We start from the raw sequence: 16,458 nt of genomic DNA, 5'->3' as shown, positions 1-16,458 counted from the left end.
GTATTTAAATGAGTGAAATAAATGAAATAAACTGGAGAGGACCTAGACTCTACGATGAAAATGCAGGGAAGAAAAAGACTGATCATTTAAACAAGGACACCTTCCTTCAGTTACTTGTTGCACAGATGAGTAATCAAGATCCGTTAAATCCTATGCAGGATAAGGAATTCATTGCACAAATGGCCCAATTTTCATCCCTAGAGCAAATGCAAAACTTGAATCAAACCATGACCGCTTCTCAAGAAAACATCATGGAGCATATTAGACAAATGAACAATAATTTGGTAAAAAGCCAAACCTCCATTATAGATGAACTCGAGAACATTACAAAGCTATTAGGAGGCACTCCGATAGGGGAAGCAGATGAGACTGAGAATTCAGAAGGTACGGAGGGAACTGAAGGTACTGAAGAAACAGAAACAGAAGAATAATATTTAACCTAGATTGGATCAGTAACAGGAGGTGTTCAAGGATGTATGATAACATAAAAATTAAATCCACCGCCTTACAACAAAACAAACTTCAACAATTAGATAAGACTATACAAAAAAATCATGATTTCCAATCTATTTTCCATAAAAAGCTCCAAGAGTCTCAAGAGGTGAAGATTTCTAAACACGCCATGGATCGTTTAGAGGAAAGAAATATTACTTTAACTCCCGATGATCTATCAAAATTGAATCAAGCTATGGAAATGGCCTCAAAAAAAGGAATCAGAGAAACCTTAATTATGATGGACAATAGAGTCTTTGTTGCAAGCGTAAGGAATAACACAGTGATAACCGCAGCTGTAGGTGATCAACTAAAGGATAATGTATTTACAAACATCGATGGTGCTGTAATTATCTAAGCCGGACCAACTATGGAGGCTTACCATTTCTGACCGATTGATGAAATGGAGTACCACAATTTAATAGGAGGTCGAAAGATTATGATGAGATCTATGTTTTCAGCCGTATCGGGTTTAAGGGCACACCAAACCCGTATGGATGTTATTGGTAACAACATTGCCAATGTAAATACCGTTGGCTTTAAGGGCTCAAGGGTTACCTTTCAAGAGGTGTTTAGCCAAACCTTAAGGGGTGCTGGCTCTCCCCAAGACGGTAGAGGCGGAACCAATCCCCAACAGGTGGGTTTAGGTATTAACGTAGCTTCAATGGATACCTTCCACATTAGGGGTGCAGTAGAAAGAACCGATTACAATACAGATTTAATGGTAAATGGAGACGGCTTCTTTATCGTTGCCGATGACCCCAACTTCTTAAATAGAAGCTATACCAGAGGCGGAAACTTTGCCCTTGATGAGGCAGGAAACCTTGTTACTGCCGATGGTTATCGAGTATTAGGTTACATGGCGGATGAAAATGGCGTTTTAAAATCCAATTTAGAGGGGCTTCAAATTTCAAAGGCCGTTACCTTTGATGCTCAAGTAACTGCAAATGTTAATTTTGAGGGCAACCTAAATAGTGAAACGGACATTCTAGCTGATCCAGCTAAAACTGTAGGTAATGATGATACCTTCGTTTATAGACTAAATGGGGCTAAATATGAAATTAATCCATTGTTTGAAGAAACAGTTGCCAGAGAAACTAGCTTTCAGGTATATGACAATTTAGGTGGAATACATCAAATTAAACAGGCTTACATAAAGGTTCCAGGTGCAGCGGGACCGCCAGCAGTAAGTCAATATGCTGTAGAAACCTTCTATGTAAATGAGGATGGTTCCATGATTCGAGCAGCAGCCACCGGAAATTTAGTAGGAACACCTGGACATACTATACAATTTGACAACAATGGTAAATTAGTAGGAGGTACTAATGCTGTCTTCACTGTGGGAGAAGGATTAACAAATGGTGCTGGTGCCTTTACCTTCGATGTGGACTTTTCAAAGCTGACCATGTTCGCCAATACATCAACTGCTTCAGCCACCAAAATAGATGGCTATAAGCAGGGAACCCTAGATGATTTTACCATAGCCTCAACTGGTGAAATTATGGGAATCTTCAATAATGGTCAAAGAAGGGTGTTAGGTCAAATTGCATTAGCCAACTTTAAGAATCCTGCGGGTTTAGAAAAGACAGCCTCCAACATGTATAGAACCACCTCCAACTCTGGACAAGCCATAACCGGTGTACCAGGCTCAGGTGGATTTGGAAATTTAAATCCAGGTGCATTAGAGATGTCCAATGTAGACCTGTCAAGGGAATTTACCAATATGATCACTACTCAAAGGGGCTTCCAAGCCAACTCACGTATCATCACCACCAGTGATGAAATGCTTCAAGAAGTAGTAAACATGAAGCGTTAATTTATAAAAAATAAATAATCCTAGGCACCTAGTATTCTAAAATACCTTAAGGCTTTAGTTTAATTAATACTAGGTGTCAGGAAAACAAAGGAAGATGTGTATGATTAAATTGATAAGAATTAATAACACCCACTTTGTTTTGAATGCAGATTTAATTGAAATGATTGAGGAAACCCCTGATACTGTTATAACCTTATTGAATGGTCACAAAATGATTGTAAGCAATACTGCAGACGAGGTAATAGACCTGGTAGTAGCCTATAAGCAAAGAATCTATTCAGGTATTAGCTACAAAGAATAGGTATAGAAATGAGGTGTTAGCATGGATTTGGCAACCATTATTGGGATAATAGTTGGATTAGTTTTTATCGTAATGGGTATTTTAGTAGACGGTGATCTTGGTAGTTATTGGAATACTGCATCAGTCTTCATCGTACTAGGTGGTACAGTAGCAGCAACCCTAGTAGCCTACCCTCTACAAAAGGTATTAGAGGCTATAAAGATCGTTTCTAAGGCTTTTTCCAATAAGGTAATAGACGCAGGAGAAATCATTAATAAAATCATTGTTCTTGCCAATGTTGCAAGAAAAGAAGGCTTATTAGCCCTTGAGGAGGCTTCAGAAGCTGTTGAAGATAAGTTCTTACAAAAAGGGATCATGCTGATTGTAGATGGTACGGATCCAGAATTGGTTAGAAACCTATTGGAAACGGAATTGTCCTTTGTAGAAGAACGACATCAAAGTGGCCAGGGGATATTTGAATCCATGGGTGCCTATGCACCCGCCTTTGGTATGATTGGTACTCTAATAGGATTAATTAATATGTTAAGAAAGCTAGATGACCCCAGCGCAATAGGACCAAGTATGGCAGTAGCCCTAATAACAACCCTTTATGGTTCACTATTAGCTAACCTGATTTTTATTCCTATAGCCAACAAGCTGAAGATTCGAAGCCGAGAGGAAATTATGAGGAAGGAAATAATGGTTGAGGGCTTATTATCTATACAGGCAGGTGAAAACCCAAGAATTATAGAAGAAAAGCTTAAGGCCTTCTTACCTCCAAAGGTAAGAGAATCACTTAATGAAAAACAAGTAGGAGCTGTTGAAAATGGCTAGAAGAAAAAGAGCCAGTGAAGAAAAAAAGGGCGCTCCAGAGTGGATGACCACATATGGTGACATGGTGACATTACTTCTTTGCTTTTTCGTATTGCTATTTGCCTTTTCAGAAATAGATGCAATGAAGTTTCAAGCAATAATTCAATCCTTTCAAGGCTCTTTAGGGATACTAGAGGGTGGAAAGACCATTGAAGAAAATGATTATGTTGATGAAGCCCTAGTAGAAGAACTTACCACAGATCAAAAGGAAGAGCTTGAGGACTTTAGAAAGCTTCAAATTAGGTTGGAGGAGTTTCTTGAAGAAAATAATCTAGCGGGAGATGTACTGGTTACCTTAGAAACTAGGGGTTTGGTTCTGCGCTTTCAAGATAATGTTCTTTATGATTCGGGTAGGGCTGAGCTGAAGCAATCATCTAAGGAGCTTTTAACTTATTTATCTGGTTTCATGGTGGAACCGGAGCTAATCGAGAAAAATGTCGTTGTTGAGGGACATACAGACTCAGATCCCCTGTTACCAAATGCAAGGTATGAAACCAACTGGGAGTTATCAGTTGCTAGGGCAGCCAATGTAGTAAGGTTTATGATTGAAGAAGTAGGTCTAGAACCCCAACGATTTTCTGCCTCTGGCTATGGTGAATATCAACCTGTTGCTGAGAATGATACTGCAGAAAACAAAGCAAAAAACCGTAGGGTAGATCTTGTAATACTAAAGAAGGAATTAGAATTATCAGCACCATAAGATATTAAATATTGGAGGATTATTATGGGTATGAAGAAGATTATTTTATTTGCACTAATAGGAGTTATTCTAGCTGGTGGAGTTATAGCAGGTGTTCTTTATTTTACCGTTTTTAGAAGTACTGCTGATAAGCCAATAAAAACCTATGAGCACAATTTAGGCGATTTTACCGCAAATCTCAGCTCTACAAAAAATTTCTTTAGAAGTACAATCGTTGTTGAAACAACAAACGATGATATGATAGTAGAAATGAAGAAGAAAAATGCTGTAATTAGAGATCAGATCATTAAAATCATGTTGGGGAAAAAAACAGATGATTTGCTAAGTCCTGAGGGTCTTAGTAAAATTCAAGAAGAAATTAAAAGTAATTTATCTTCAATCCTTGATACCGATAGTATAACCAACGTATTTTTTATCGACTACATAATCCAATAGGAGGTGAAGTCGTTGTCAGATGTAATGTCCCAAAACGAAATTGATGCCCTCCTCAAAGCACTGAGCAGTGGCGAAGTAGATGTTGAAGAAATAAAGGAAGAAAAGTTAGAGAAGAAAATTAGAAATTATGATTTTAAAAGTCCTAAGAAGCTGGCTAAAGATCAGTTAAGGACCTTACAGATTATTCATGATAATTTTTCTAGGATTCTCAATACTTTTTTGTCGGGATACCTTAGAAGCTTTATCCACACAGAGGTCCTTAATGTAGAGGAATTATCCTATTATGAATACAGCAACTCGATTGTTAATCCAGCTGTAATATCTGTGGTGAATTTTCAGCCTCTTTCAGGACAAATTGTAATTGATGTTTCACCCTCTATCGCCTTCACCTTTATTGACAGGATATTAGGAGGTAATGGTAGAGCCTTTGATGACAAAAGGGTATTTACAGAGATTGAAATGACCCTAATTAGAAAACTTATGCGGCAAGTATTGGACTTATTAATTGATCCTTGGGAGAACGTAATAGAACTAGAACCTAAATTGGATAAAATTGAAAACAACTCCCAGTTTGTTCAAATTGTGTCGCCAAACGAAACAGTTGCGTTAATCACCTTAAGTCTTAAGGTTGGTGAAGTGGAAGGATTAATGAATATTTGTATACCCCATATCGTTATAGAACCAATTTTAGAAAAGCTCAGTACAAAATTCTGGTTTTCTAATATAAGTAAAGTGGTAACAGCCGATGATAAAAATACTCTGAAGAAAAGGGTTGAAAAAAGTAAAATTGGTTTAACTGCTGTACTTGGAAAAACCCGTATTACAGTTAAAGATTTTATCGAGCTCCAGAAAGGTGATGTTATTATGCTGGATACCCTTTCAAACCAAGAGCTAGAGATTTTAGTAGGAGACAAGCAAAGATATTATGGAGTGCCAGGAACAATAAAAAATAAAGTAGCAATTCGGGTAACCCGCATCGACAGGAAAGGAGATGAACAAGATGAGTGAAATGTTATCTCAAGAGGAAATAGATGCTTTGCTAAGAGGTACAGCAAGTGATGATAGCCCTAATGAGGAGTATGACTTTACACCAGAGGAGAAGGATGCTATTGGTGAAATCGGTAATATCAGTATGGGAACAGCAGCAACTACCCTTTCTACCTTACTTGGTAATCGAGTAAATATCACAACACCTAAGGTTTCTTTAATATCCATAGATAATTTAGCAGATGAATATCCGCTACCCTTTGTTGCAGTGGATGTTACTTATAAGGAAGGTTTAGAGGGTCTTAATGTACTAATCCTAAAGGAAAGAGATGTTAAGATTATCACTGACCTTATGATGGGTGGAAGTGGTGTAGCTTCTGAAGAGCCTTTGACGGATATAAATTTAAGTGCAATTGCAGAAGCCATGAATCAAATGGTGGGCTCAGCCTCCACCTCTTTATCAGAAATGTTTGCAAAAAAGATTGACATCAATCCTCCTAGGGTATTTCCTATGGATTTATCTACTGAAGAGTTTACACAAATTTTTCCCCAATTGAATATAGAATTTGTACGAATATCCTTTAGAATGGAAATCGGTGATTTGATCGATAGTGAAATTATGCAGCTGGTTCCAAAGGACTTTGCTAAGGAAATGGTTAATAAACTGATGAATGCATATGGAGAGCCTACTCCATCTGAAACTGTAGCAAAACCTCAGCCACAACCCAAAATACAGGTTGAACCACAGTCTACACTTACCACTAATAGAAGTCCTCAACAGGAAGCTAGAAATGAAAGGCATGTGCAACAAGATATCGAAGCTAAACCGCAGAAGCAACAACCCGTAAATGTTCAACCCGTACAGTTCCAATCCTTTGATCAACCCAGTAATAGAGGAATTCCTGAAAATATTGACTTGATTCAGGATGTACCTTTAAATGTTACCGTTGAGCTAGGAAGAACCGTTAAAAGAATCAGTGAAATACTAGAATTTGGACCTGGAACCATTATAGAATTGGATAAGCTTGTGGGGGAACAATTAGACATTCTTGTTAATGGACAATATGTAGCCAAGGGTGAAGTGGTTGTTATTGATGAGAATTATGGTATTAGGATTACAGATATTGTAAGTCCTACAAAGCGGTTTTCTAAAATATAGTTAATAATCTAGTTCATTAATAACATTTTTTATTAAATAATAAATTCCATTGAAAAAAGTAGATTAATAATTATATAATACCATTATAGATTCATATCGAAAAAAGTCATAAAAAGGTAGAATGGTATAATAACAGATTTTATTAGCAAAGTTTAAGGAGGAGTAAGAATGGCAAACGGTATATTAATTGTTGACGATGCAGCTTTTATGAGAATGATGATTAAGGACGTTTTAACTAAGAATGGCTTTGAGGTAGTTGGTGAGGCAGAAAATGGTGCAAAGGCTATAGAAAAATTTAAGGAATTAGCCCCTGCTTTAACCATTATAGATATCACAATGCCAGAGGTTGATGGTATACAAGCAGTAAAGGAAATCAAAAAATTAGATGCAAATGCTAAAGTTATTATGTGTTCTGCAATGGGACAGCAAGCTATGGTTATTGAAGCTATTCAAGCTGGAGCAAAGGATTTTATTGTTAAACCCTTTCAAGCTGATAGAGTAATAGAGGCAGTCAAGAAGGTTTTAGGATAAAGGTGAGATCATGCTAAAACAGATGGTTACCATGTTGTCTTTACTGGCAGTCATGGCAGTAGTGATCTTCTTAGCCTACATAACAACAATCTATGTTGCTAAAAGAACCGGTGGATATTTTAAAAATCCCTCAGGAAGGATTATAGAAAGGTTCACTTTGGGATATCAGCTAAGTATTACAATAGTTGAAATTTATAATAAGGTGTATATTCTTGCGATTTTTAACAAGAATTTGCAGGTAATAGATATTATTCCTAAGGAAGATTGGCAGAAATCAAAGGATGAAATCCTCATGAATCAACTTGAAAAGATTAATGACCAAAGCCCCTTTAGTCATCTGAAGGGGAGATTCCAAGGAAGTTTTATAAACACCCTGTTAAATAAAACAAAGTATTCTAGTAAAAATGAAGGGGACAAAAATGATTAATAATAGTAGAAAAACAAACAAAATCCTGATTTTAAATATAATCATTATCATGCTATTTTTGTCTTTTTCTTGGCAGGTACATGCAGAGCCTAATATTCCTATTCCAAGATTAGGATTAACCATTGATGAAGCTGAAAATCCGCAGCAGGTGGCATCTTCCATTCAAATACTGTTTTTAATAACAATATTATCAATAGCCCCATCTATACTTATTATGATGACGGGCTTTACTAGGATTATCATTGTTTTATCCTTTGTAAGAAATGCCATTGCAACTCAGCAAACACCTCCAACTCAGGTATTAATAGGATTAGCTCTGTTTCTAACCTTTTTCTTAATGAGTCCAATTGCAGCTGAGATTAATCAGACGGCAATACAACCCTATTTAGCGGAAGAGATTTCGGATACAGAGGCTATTAATAATGCCCTTGTTCCTATACGGGAATTTATGTTCAGACAAACAAGAGAAAAGGACTTGGCCCTCTTTATGGAATTAGCAAATAATGAAGCACCGGAGGAAATCGAAGATATACCAACTTCCACACTAATTCCGGCTTTTATTATTAGTGAATTAAAAACTGCCTTTCAGTTAGGTTTTATATTATTTCTACCCTTTATTGTAATTGACATGGTTGTAGCCAGTACCCTAATGTCTATGGGTATGATGATGCTGCCGCCTGTAATGATTTCTCTACCCTTTAAGCTATTATTGTTCATTATGGTGGATGGTTGGAATATAATAATTGGTTCATTAATAACAGGCTTTAAATAGAGGTGATTATATGAATGAAGCAGTGGTTATTGAATTAGCTCAACAAACCCTTTATACAATCTTAATATTATCTGCTCCTATGTTGGGTATCGGCTTATTGGTAGGGCTAATTGTAAGTATATTTCAGGCTACAACCCAAATACAAGAAGCTACACTAGCCTTTATACCTAAGATTATAGCGATATTTGCTGCTGTTGTAATTTTTTCTCCATGGCTATTATCCGTAATCTTAAACTTTACAACCAAGCTTTTCAACAATATGAGTAATTATATACAGTAATGAGATGATGACATGACAGAGTTAATAACTTTTATTTCAAATAACTTCATACTGTTTTTATTATTAGTGGTTAGAACCACTGGAATTTTTGTGGCAGCCCCTGTTTTTTCTAGAAGTACCTTTCCAGCCCTATTAAAGATTGGGCTCTCCGTAGCTATTGCTTTCATTTTGCTACCCATTGTTGGAAGGGATTTTATTATAGAAGCAGATAATCTTCTGATACTGATAGGCTATTCAATTAATGAATTCTTGATTGGTATCATCATTGGATTTATATCTTTTACTTATTTTTCTGTTTTATATCTTGCTGGTACCATAATTGATACTCAAATGGGATTTGGTATGGTGAATGTTTTTGACCCTCAAACCAATGCTCAAATTCCTGTCATGGGTAACTTTTACAATAACGTAGTTTCTATGCTTTTTATCGTTGTCAATGGACACCATTTATTAATACGGGCTTTAGTCTACAGCTACAATCTTTTACCTGTAGGTTTTTCTTTATCTATTAATAGTGACGGTGTTACCTTAATGACAAGAATCATGACTGAGATGTTTATTATGGCTATAAAATTTGCAGCACCTGTCTTGGTGGTTATTCTACTATCTACGATACTTCTTGGGGTATTAGCTAGAACTATGCCCCAGATGAATGTATTTATCGTAGGAATACCCCTAAAAATAGCTGTGGGGATCATATCGGTTATTATAACCTTACAATATATAGTACCCTTCTCAAATCGACTATTTGATAGAATGTTTTCTGCAATATTAGAGATGATGAAAATACTGGCAAGAGGTTGATTTTATGGAATACTTGTTTATTATAGACCTACAGCTCTTTACAGAAGAGAAAACGGAAAAACCAACCCCTAAAAAGGTTAAGGAATCGAGAGAAAAAGGACAGGTATTACAAAGCCGAGAAGTAACCTCAGCATTTTTACTAATTGGCACCTTTGTTGCTATTAGTGTTTTTTCAAAATTTATTGGTGGATTTTTAGCTAGAACCAGCATTTATACCTATCAAAATTACTTAAATCTTGATTATAGCTTCTCCATAACCAATATAAGCAAATTAGCAACTACAGTATTATTAAGTATATTTATCAGTATTCTACCTATAATGGCTGTTGCTATTTTAATTTCGGTAATAACAGGATATATGCAGGTAGGTTATTTATTTACAACTAAAACTCTAGAAATAAAGTTTAGCAAGTTAAACCCAATAGAGGGCTTTAAAAAAATGTTTTCAATGAAGTCTTTAATAGAATTATTAAAGTCCATCATTAAAATTATTTTTATTGGATATGTAGTTTTTATCTATATAAGAGGCAACCTTACGACAATATTTAGTAGCATAGAAATGGATATAGAAACCATTATTGGTACAATTTTAACTATGTCGTTACAAATTGGAATAAGGTCAGGTATCGTCCTTTTATTTCTTGCAGCCCTTGACTATTTGTATCAAAAGTATGAGCATGAGAAGAGTTTAAAAATGACCAAACAAGAGGTCAAGGAAGAATATAAACAAACGGAAGGAAATCCTCAAATCAAATCTAAAATTCGAGAAAAGCAACGTCAAATGTCCATGCGTAGAATGATGCAGGAAATTCCCAATGCCGATGTGATTATTACCAACCCTACCCATTATGCAATAGCAGTTCAATACAAGCATTTGTCTGATTCTGCACCAAAGGTAATTGCAAAAGGTCAGGATCTTATAGCAAAAAGAATTAAAGAAATTGGTCAAGAAAAGAATATTCCAACTGTTGAAAACAAACCATTGGCCCAGGCCTTGTATAAAGAGGTGGAAATAGGGGATTTTATACCACCAGATTTATATCAAGCTGTGGCTGAGGTATTAGCATATGTTTACCAGATGAATAACAGACGCTAGGGGGAACAATTTAATGAAATTTGGTGATGTTATTGTTGTATTGGCAGTAATTGCCCTTGTAATTATTATAATCATACCTATACCTTTAGGGGCCCTTGATGTACTACTCAGCTTTAATATTTCTCTGGCCTTATTGATACTTATTATTTCTATGTACACTCAAGAGACCTTACAATTTTCAATCTTTCCATCTATACTATTGATAACTACCCTATTCAGACTTGCCCTTAATATCACAACTACTAGATACATTCTATCCACTGGTGATGCAGGAGATTTGATTGCTACCTTTGGAGATTTTGTTATGCAGGGAGATGCAATCGTTGGATTTATTGTATTTTTAATTATCATAATAGTTCAGTTTTTAGTTATTACTAAAGGTTCAGAACGTGTAGCTGAGGTAGCAGCAAGATTTACCCTAGATGCTATGCCTGGTAAACAGATGGCTATTGATGCGGACTTAAATGCAGGCTTAATTGATGAAGGCGAAGCAAGGGATCGACGAAAAAAGATCCAGAGGGAAGCAGATTTTTATGGTGCTATGGATGGTGCCAGTAAATTTGTTAAAGGAGACGCTATTGTTGGTATCCTTGTGACAATAGTAAATATCATTGCAGGTTTAGTTATCGGAATGATGAGGGGTGGCTTAGACCTTTCTTCAGCAGTTCAAAAGTATACATTATTAACAGTAGGAGATGGTTTAGCAAGCCAAATTCCAGCACTTCTAATATCTACCGCAACAGGTATTATCGTAACTAGAGCGGCTTCAGAGGGTAACCTTGGTAATGATATGCTTAAGCAGCTATTTAACCAACCAAAGGTTATGTTTATTATTTCAGGAGTATTATTATTCTTAGGCTTAATGCCTCTACCTACTATCCCTTTCATGTTTTTGGCAATTGTCTTTTTCGTTCTCGGTCTACAGCTTAGAAAAGCCATTAAAAAGGCTGAATTGGAGGATATTCCTGTAGAACACCAAGAATCAGCTGAAGAAAAAAGAAAACCAGAGAATGTATTGCCTCTATTAAATGTAGATCCTATTGAATTGGAATTTGGTTATGGGATTATTCCTTTAGCTGATACAAATCAAGGGGGAGATTTGTTTGACAGACTAGTAATGATCAGAAGACAATGCGCTTTAGAAATGGGTATTATTGTGCCAATGATACGGTTAAGGGATAATATTCAACTGGAACCAAATCAATATATTATTAAGATAAAGGGTGCTGAAATTGGTGGAGGAGAGATTATATTTGATCATTATCTAGCTATGAATTCAGGCATTGCAGATGAGGAGATTGAAGGAATTGATACAATTGAACCAGCCTTTGGCTTACCTGCCAAATGGATAAACGAGCAGGAAAGAGAAAAGGCAGAGGTATATGGATATACAGTTGTAGATCCCCCATCGATTATAGCTACCCATTTAACTGAGACTATTAAGAAACATGCCTATGAGCTACTTGGTAGACAAGAAGTTAAAAAGCTCATAGACAATGTAAAAGAGCATCAACCAGCCCTTGTAGATGAATTGATACCAAATCAATTAAATATTGGGGATATTCAAAAGGTATTAAAGAATCTCTTGAAGGAAGGGATTTCAATAAGGAATATGGTGACAATTTTAGAAACCCTTGCGGATTATTCGGGTGTAACAAGGGATACTGATATGCTAACTGAGTATGTTCGACAGTCTTTGTCCAGGAGCATAACAAAACAGTTTATTCAAAATCACCCTACACGGGTTATCACATTAGATCAGGTATTAGAACAAAAAATTATTGATTCAATACAACAGACAGAAAGGGGCAACTACCTTTCTATGGATCCAGATATTGTCCAATCAATACTGAAGAATCTTGCCCATCACATTCAGAAGCTTACATCCTTGGGGGAGCAGCCAATCATCATTACTGCTCCAATAGTAAGGCTTTACTTTAAACGACTAACGGAACAATTGGCTTCAGACTTAATTGTTTTATCCTATAATGAAATAGATCCATCGGTTGAAATTGAAACGATAGGGATGGTGAATGCATAATGAAGGTTAAGAAATTCTGTGGTCTTGATAATCATGAAGCGATGCAAAAGGTTAGAGCAGATTTAGGACCTAATGCAGTTATTTTACATCAGAGAAAGATTAAGCAAAAAGGTTTTTTAGGACTATTTAAAAAGCCTGTGATTGAAATTGTAGCTGCAGTTGAAGAGGTTGAAAAACCAAGAGTCCCATTAACTGTAAATCAGTTTCATAAGCCTGAAGAAATTTTAAAGGCAAGAGTTCATAAGAGTGTAGTAAACTCTAGTGAGGATCATAAGCTCTCCAGGGACATTAATGAAATTAAAAGTATGCTATCTAATGTAATTAAAAAGGTTGATATAGAGGGAGGAGATGACTTACTTAAAGATCTTAATAATGATGACTTGATTAACCTCTATAATCATTTAAAGGAACATGAAATTGATGAAGAGCTAATTAAATCCCTTATACAGGATATAAAGGAAATAAACAGTGATGATGAAAAATTGAATTTTTCTATAGAAGAGGCCTTTAAGAAAATCATCGATAAATATATTGCCAAAGGTCAAAGTATCCACTCAAAAATAGTATTTTTTGTTGGTCCCACAGGCGTTGGTAAAACAACTACAATTGCAAAGCTTGCTGCAAATTACACCTTAAATTTTGGTAAAAAAGTAAGCTTTATAAGTGCTGATACTTATCGTATTGCAGCAGTAGAGCAATTAAAAACCTATAGCGATATTTTAAATATTCCTATCGAAGTTATTTATGAAACGCAAGAAATCCATAGAGCCATAGACAAACTAAAACATAATGACATCATCATGATTGATACAGCTGGTAGGAGTCATAGGAATAATCAGCAGATCAATGAATTAAGTCAGTTATTAGATGAAGTTCAAGAAAAGGAGATTTATCTAGTTATCAGCTGCACATCTAATAATAAGGATGTAAAGGATATTGTAGATACCTACAGTTTTATAGAGGATTATCGTATTATATTTACAAAAATTGATGAGACCAACACTTATGGTACCATCTTAAATACAGCATATAAAACCAATAGACCGATATCGTATATTACAACTGGCCAGTGCGTGCCAGATGATATTGAAGTTGTCAATGTTGATCGACTAATTAGTCTCTTAATGAAGGAGGCATAGACATGAAGGACCAAGCAGCAAGATTAAGAGAAATGATAAACCAGAGAAGAAATAATATTATTGAGCAAAGAAAAACAAAGGGTGGACCTAGAGTAATTTGTGTTACCAGTGGTAAGGGAGGAGTAGGTAAAACCAATTTTACCTTAAATCTTGCAATAGCCTTAAGCAAAGAGAATAAAAAAGTGGTTATCATAGATGCAGATTTAGGCCTAGCCAACATAGATATCGTTATGGGAGTAGTGCCTAAGTATAATTTAATGAATGTGATTAATGGTGATAAGGAGTTAGAAGATATATTAGTAAATGGACCCAATGGTATCAAGATTATCGCTGGAGGATCAGGAATCACAGACTTAGTTGATATGCCCAGCGAAAGAATAGGCTATGTGATAGAAAAATTTGAAAGACTCAATAATATTGCAGATATTATTCTTGTAGATACTGGAGCAGGATTATCAAGATCTGTTCTTTCATTTGTTTTGGCAGCTGAGGAGGTAATAATTGTAGCTACACCAGAGCCAACTGCCATCACCGATGCCTATGCTATGATCAAAACCATTGGTAAATCAGGAAATAAAAAAAAGCTAAGTCTGCTGATTAATAGAGTAGAGAATATTAATGAAGGTAAAATAGCCTTTGAGAAACTAAAAAATGCCAGTGAAAAATTTCTTAATATAAAAGTAGAAAAACTAGGTTTTTTGTCGGAGGATATTAGTGTCAGTAGAGCTGTAAAGTCACAAAATCCTTTTTTACTTCAGTACCCCAATAGTCCTGTAAGTAAAAATATTGAACTAATAGCTATGCGAATTATTGATGAGACTCATGGCGAGGGAGAGTTCCATACTTCAGGTGGCTTCTTTAACAAGGTCTTAAGTTTATTTAGGTAGGGGTGATAAAGATGAATATTAAGGAGCTAAAAATTGGAGATCCATTAGAAATAGAATTAGTAGAAGTAAAAAATCGTAGTAAGCATATGATTGTTTCCCAATTAATCGACATAAAGGGAGATTTATTAGTCATAAATAATCCCCTCAAGAGAGGAATTCCCTACCCTTTACGTGAGGGTCAACAGATAAAGATTATTTTTTACAGAGAAGAAAAAGGAATATTCAGCTTTCTTGCCGAAATATATAAGAAATTACAAGGTCGATTAACCATCTATACAGTTAAAGCTTTATGTGAGCCTGAGAAAATTCAAAGAAGATATTTTTTCAGATTAGATGCCATTTTAAAGGTAACTCTAAGAGATTTATCTGAGGATGAAGTGATAGAATCCTTTACTAAAGATATAAGTGGAGGTGGGATGAAGCTCATTAGCAAAAAGACCTTTCCAGAAGGTAGTATAATGGAATGCACCCTTTTCTTTAGGGATCATGATAAGGTAACCTTTACAGGAGAAGTCATTAGATCCATTAAGAATCCAGAAACCAATGAGTTTGAGCTGGGTATAAGATACAAAGATATAGGAGAGGGAGTCAGAAACCAGATAATCTCATTTATTTTTGAAAGACAGAGACTACTAAGAAAAAAAGGGCTGATTTAAATGGTTAAAAACAACAAGGAAATAAAGGTATTAATCGTTGACGACTCTGCCTTCATGAGAAAAATCTTGTCAGATATCATAAATGCTGATAAACATTTGACTGTAATCGGTACAGCTAGAAATGGATTAGAAGCCATTGATAAGGTAAAGGAGCTAAAACCTGATGTTGTAACAATGGATGTTGAAATGCCCATAATGAATGGTATAGAAGCTTTGGAGATCATAATGAAAAACAGTCCTTTACCTGTTGTAATGCTCAGTAGTTTAACCACTGAGGGGGGAGAAGCAACTATTACAGCTCTAGAGTTGGGGGCAGTAGACTTTATTTCAAAACCTTCCAGTGTTTTTAAAATCAATGCTGAGGTTATGAAACAGGAGCTAACAACGATGGTAAAGGCTGCAGCGAATGTTAAGCTTATCAAGAAGCTTCAGTCAGATGTTAAGTTCGAGGAAAAGAGTCTCGATATTAACTTTATAGAAGCAACTAGTAAACAGTCTTCAAGCTTAAAGATTATTGCTATTGGAACCTCTACTGGAGGACCTAGGGCATTACAATCAATAATCCCATTAATACCTGAAAATGTTTCTGCTGCCATTCTTATTGTACAACATATGCCGGCAGGCTTTACCAAATCTCTAGCAGATCGATTGAACTCAATGTCTAAAATTCAAGTAAAAGAAGCCGTAGACAATGAAAAAATTCTTAAGGGAACTGCCTATGTAGCTCCAGGCAACTACCATCTTACTGTGAAAATTGATCATAATGGTGAATACTTTATAAAGTTAACACAGGAAAACCCAGTATTAGGCCATAGACCATCTGCCGATGTGATGTTTAGCTCAATAGCACAGCTAAGAAAAAGAAACGTTATAGGTGTAATATTAACCGGTATGGGCTCAGATGGGGCAATGGGTCTTAAGGAACTTAAAGAAAAAACCAATTCGCCAATTATAGCCCAAGATGAATACAGCTGTGTAGTTTATGGAATGCCCAAAAGTGCTGTAAAACATGGAGTTGTCGATGAAATAGTTCCATTGAATAGAATTGCTAATGTAATAATAAAAAGGTTGGAGGTGCTGTAG

Annotated in this window: 20 protein-coding genes; all 20 read left to right on the top strand. The window is 35.7% G+C overall.

The window, feature by feature from the left end:
- Positions 1-8 precede the first annotated feature (8 nt).
- The 20 genes from F8153_RS04165 (at position 9) to F8153_RS04070 (ending at position 16,458) form a co-directional block, all read left to right on the top strand.
- A complete protein-coding gene (locus tag F8153_RS04165; protein WP_151865108.1) occupies positions 9-431 on the top strand; it encodes a flagellar hook assembly protein FlgD in 423 nt (140 codons plus the stop codon).
- 41 nt (positions 432-472) lie between these two features.
- Positions 473-850 carry a TIGR02530 family flagellar biosynthesis protein gene (locus F8153_RS04160; protein WP_151865107.1) on the top strand — a complete coding sequence of 126 codons (378 nt, stop codon included), beginning with the start codon at positions 473-475 and terminating at the stop codon, positions 848-850.
- A gap of 81 nt (positions 851-931) precedes the next feature.
- Complete coding sequence (locus tag F8153_RS04155) at positions 932-2,308, top strand: flagellar hook protein FlgE (protein WP_151865106.1); 1,377 nt, start codon at positions 932-934, stop codon at positions 2,306-2,308.
- A 100-nt stretch (positions 2,309-2,408) separates the two neighbouring features.
- Positions 2,409-2,609, top strand: a complete 201-nt coding sequence (locus F8153_RS04150; RefSeq protein ID WP_151865105.1) for a flagellar FlbD family protein — start codon at positions 2,409-2,411, stop codon at positions 2,607-2,609.
- A gap of 21 nt (positions 2,610-2,630) precedes the next feature.
- Complete coding sequence (locus F8153_RS04145) at positions 2,631-3,422, top strand: flagellar motor protein (protein WP_151865104.1); 792 nt, start codon at positions 2,631-2,633, stop codon at positions 3,420-3,422.
- A complete protein-coding gene (locus F8153_RS04140; RefSeq protein WP_151865103.1) occupies positions 3,415-4,161 on the top strand; it encodes a flagellar motor protein MotB in 747 nt (248 codons plus the stop codon). Before F8153_RS04145 ends, F8153_RS04140 begins: the two co-directional genes overlap by 8 nt.
- A gap of 24 nt (positions 4,162-4,185) precedes the next feature.
- Positions 4,186-4,596, top strand: coding sequence for a flagellar basal body-associated FliL family protein (locus tag F8153_RS04135; RefSeq protein ID WP_151865102.1), 411 nt, complete (start codon positions 4,186-4,188; stop codon positions 4,594-4,596).
- A gap of 12 nt (positions 4,597-4,608) precedes the next feature.
- Positions 4,609-5,604, top strand: a complete 996-nt coding sequence (gene fliM / locus F8153_RS04130) for a flagellar motor switch protein FliM (RefSeq protein ID WP_151865101.1) — start codon at positions 4,609-4,611, stop codon at positions 5,602-5,604.
- On the top strand, positions 5,597-6,742 hold the full coding sequence (gene fliY, locus F8153_RS04125) for a flagellar motor switch phosphatase FliY (RefSeq protein WP_151865100.1): 1,146 nt from the start codon (positions 5,597-5,599) through the stop codon (positions 6,740-6,742). The genes fliM and fliY overlap by 8 nt, the downstream gene beginning before the upstream one ends.
- 168 nt (positions 6,743-6,910) lie before the next feature.
- Positions 6,911-7,273: a response regulator gene (locus F8153_RS04120; protein WP_151865099.1), complete on the top strand. Its 363-nt coding sequence runs from the start codon at positions 6,911-6,913 to the stop codon at positions 7,271-7,273.
- Between the two features lie 10 nt (positions 7,274-7,283).
- Positions 7,284-7,700 carry a hypothetical protein gene (locus F8153_RS04115; protein WP_151865098.1) on the top strand — a complete coding sequence of 139 codons (417 nt, stop codon included), beginning with the start codon at positions 7,284-7,286 and terminating at the stop codon, positions 7,698-7,700.
- Entirely contained in the window at positions 7,693-8,472 is a 780-nt protein-coding gene (gene fliP / locus F8153_RS04110) for a flagellar type III secretion system pore protein FliP (RefSeq protein WP_151865097.1), read from the top strand. The genes F8153_RS04115 and fliP overlap by 8 nt, the downstream gene beginning before the upstream one ends.
- Before the next feature lie 10 nt (positions 8,473-8,482).
- Positions 8,483-8,752, top strand: coding sequence for a flagellar biosynthesis protein FliQ (fliQ, locus tag F8153_RS04105; RefSeq protein ID WP_151865096.1), 270 nt, complete (start codon positions 8,483-8,485; stop codon positions 8,750-8,752).
- A 12-nt stretch (positions 8,753-8,764) separates the two neighbouring features.
- Positions 8,765-9,556: a flagellar biosynthetic protein FliR gene (gene fliR, locus F8153_RS04100; protein WP_151865095.1), complete on the top strand. Its 792-nt coding sequence runs from the start codon at positions 8,765-8,767 to the stop codon at positions 9,554-9,556.
- A 4-nt stretch (positions 9,557-9,560) separates the two neighbouring features.
- On the top strand, positions 9,561-10,652 hold the full coding sequence (gene flhB / locus F8153_RS04095) for a flagellar biosynthesis protein FlhB (RefSeq protein WP_151865094.1): 1,092 nt from the start codon (positions 9,561-9,563) through the stop codon (positions 10,650-10,652).
- 13 nt (positions 10,653-10,665) lie between these two features.
- Positions 10,666-12,693 (top strand): flagellar biosynthesis protein FlhA, encoded by a 2,028-nt coding sequence (gene flhA, locus F8153_RS04090; protein ID WP_151865093.1) that lies wholly within the window; start codon positions 10,666-10,668, stop codon positions 12,691-12,693.
- The gene (flhF, locus tag F8153_RS04085; RefSeq protein WP_151865092.1) at positions 12,693-13,832 is read left to right on the top strand and encodes a flagellar biosynthesis protein FlhF; all 1,140 of its coding nucleotides are present in this window, start codon (positions 12,693-12,695) and stop codon (positions 13,830-13,832) included. Before flhA ends, flhF begins: the two co-directional genes overlap by 1 nt.
- A gap of 2 nt (positions 13,833-13,834) precedes the next feature.
- Complete coding sequence (locus F8153_RS04080; protein WP_151865091.1) at positions 13,835-14,719, top strand: MinD/ParA family protein; 885 nt, start codon at positions 13,835-13,837, stop codon at positions 14,717-14,719.
- An 11-nt stretch (positions 14,720-14,730) separates the two neighbouring features.
- On the top strand, positions 14,731-15,375 hold the full coding sequence (locus F8153_RS04075) for a flagellar brake protein (RefSeq protein WP_151865090.1): 645 nt from the start codon (positions 14,731-14,733) through the stop codon (positions 15,373-15,375).
- A complete protein-coding gene (locus F8153_RS04070) occupies positions 15,376-16,458 on the top strand; it encodes a protein-glutamate methylesterase/protein-glutamine glutaminase (protein ID WP_151865089.1) in 1,083 nt (360 codons plus the stop codon).

Source organism: Alkaliphilus serpentinus, assembly GCF_009017255.1.
Lineage (GTDB): Bacteria > Bacillota > Clostridia > Peptostreptococcales > Natronincolaceae > Alkaliphilus_D > Alkaliphilus_D serpentinus.
The sequence above is the reverse complement of the archived record's forward strand: the minus strand, read 5'-3'. Positions and strand labels throughout refer to the sequence as shown.

Coding starts and splice junctions, on each gene's coding strand:
- F8153_RS04165 (WP_151865108.1), top strand. CDS start 9: ATGAGTGAAATAAATGAAATAAACTGGAGAGGACCTAGACTCTACGAT.
- F8153_RS04160 (WP_151865107.1), top strand. CDS start 473: ATGTATGATAACATAAAAATTAAATCCACCGCCTTACAACAAAACAAA.
- F8153_RS04155 (WP_151865106.1), top strand. CDS start 932: ATGATGAGATCTATGTTTTCAGCCGTATCGGGTTTAAGGGCACACCAA.
- F8153_RS04150 (WP_151865105.1), top strand. CDS start 2,409: ATGATTAAATTGATAAGAATTAATAACACCCACTTTGTTTTGAATGCA.
- F8153_RS04145 (WP_151865104.1), top strand. CDS start 2,631: ATGGATTTGGCAACCATTATTGGGATAATAGTTGGATTAGTTTTTATC.
- F8153_RS04140 (WP_151865103.1), top strand. CDS start 3,415: ATGGCTAGAAGAAAAAGAGCCAGTGAAGAAAAAAAGGGCGCTCCAGAG.
- F8153_RS04135 (WP_151865102.1), top strand. CDS start 4,186: ATGGGTATGAAGAAGATTATTTTATTTGCACTAATAGGAGTTATTCTA.
- fliY (WP_151865100.1), top strand. CDS start 5,597: ATGAGTGAAATGTTATCTCAAGAGGAAATAGATGCTTTGCTAAGAGGT.
- F8153_RS04120 (WP_151865099.1), top strand. CDS start 6,911: ATGGCAAACGGTATATTAATTGTTGACGATGCAGCTTTTATGAGAATG.
- F8153_RS04115 (WP_151865098.1), top strand. CDS start 7,284: ATGCTAAAACAGATGGTTACCATGTTGTCTTTACTGGCAGTCATGGCA.
- fliP (WP_151865097.1), top strand. CDS start 7,693: ATGATTAATAATAGTAGAAAAACAAACAAAATCCTGATTTTAAATATA.
- fliQ (WP_151865096.1), top strand. CDS start 8,483: ATGAATGAAGCAGTGGTTATTGAATTAGCTCAACAAACCCTTTATACA.
- fliR (WP_151865095.1), top strand. CDS start 8,765: ATGACAGAGTTAATAACTTTTATTTCAAATAACTTCATACTGTTTTTA.
- flhB (WP_151865094.1), top strand. CDS start 9,561: ATGGAATACTTGTTTATTATAGACCTACAGCTCTTTACAGAAGAGAAA.
- flhA (WP_151865093.1), top strand. CDS start 10,666: ATGAAATTTGGTGATGTTATTGTTGTATTGGCAGTAATTGCCCTTGTA.
- flhF (WP_151865092.1), top strand. CDS start 12,693: ATGAAGGTTAAGAAATTCTGTGGTCTTGATAATCATGAAGCGATGCAA.
- F8153_RS04080 (WP_151865091.1), top strand. CDS start 13,835: ATGAAGGACCAAGCAGCAAGATTAAGAGAAATGATAAACCAGAGAAGA.
- F8153_RS04075 (WP_151865090.1), top strand. CDS start 14,731: ATGAATATTAAGGAGCTAAAAATTGGAGATCCATTAGAAATAGAATTA.
- F8153_RS04070 (WP_151865089.1), top strand. CDS start 15,376: ATGGTTAAAAACAACAAGGAAATAAAGGTATTAATCGTTGACGACTCT.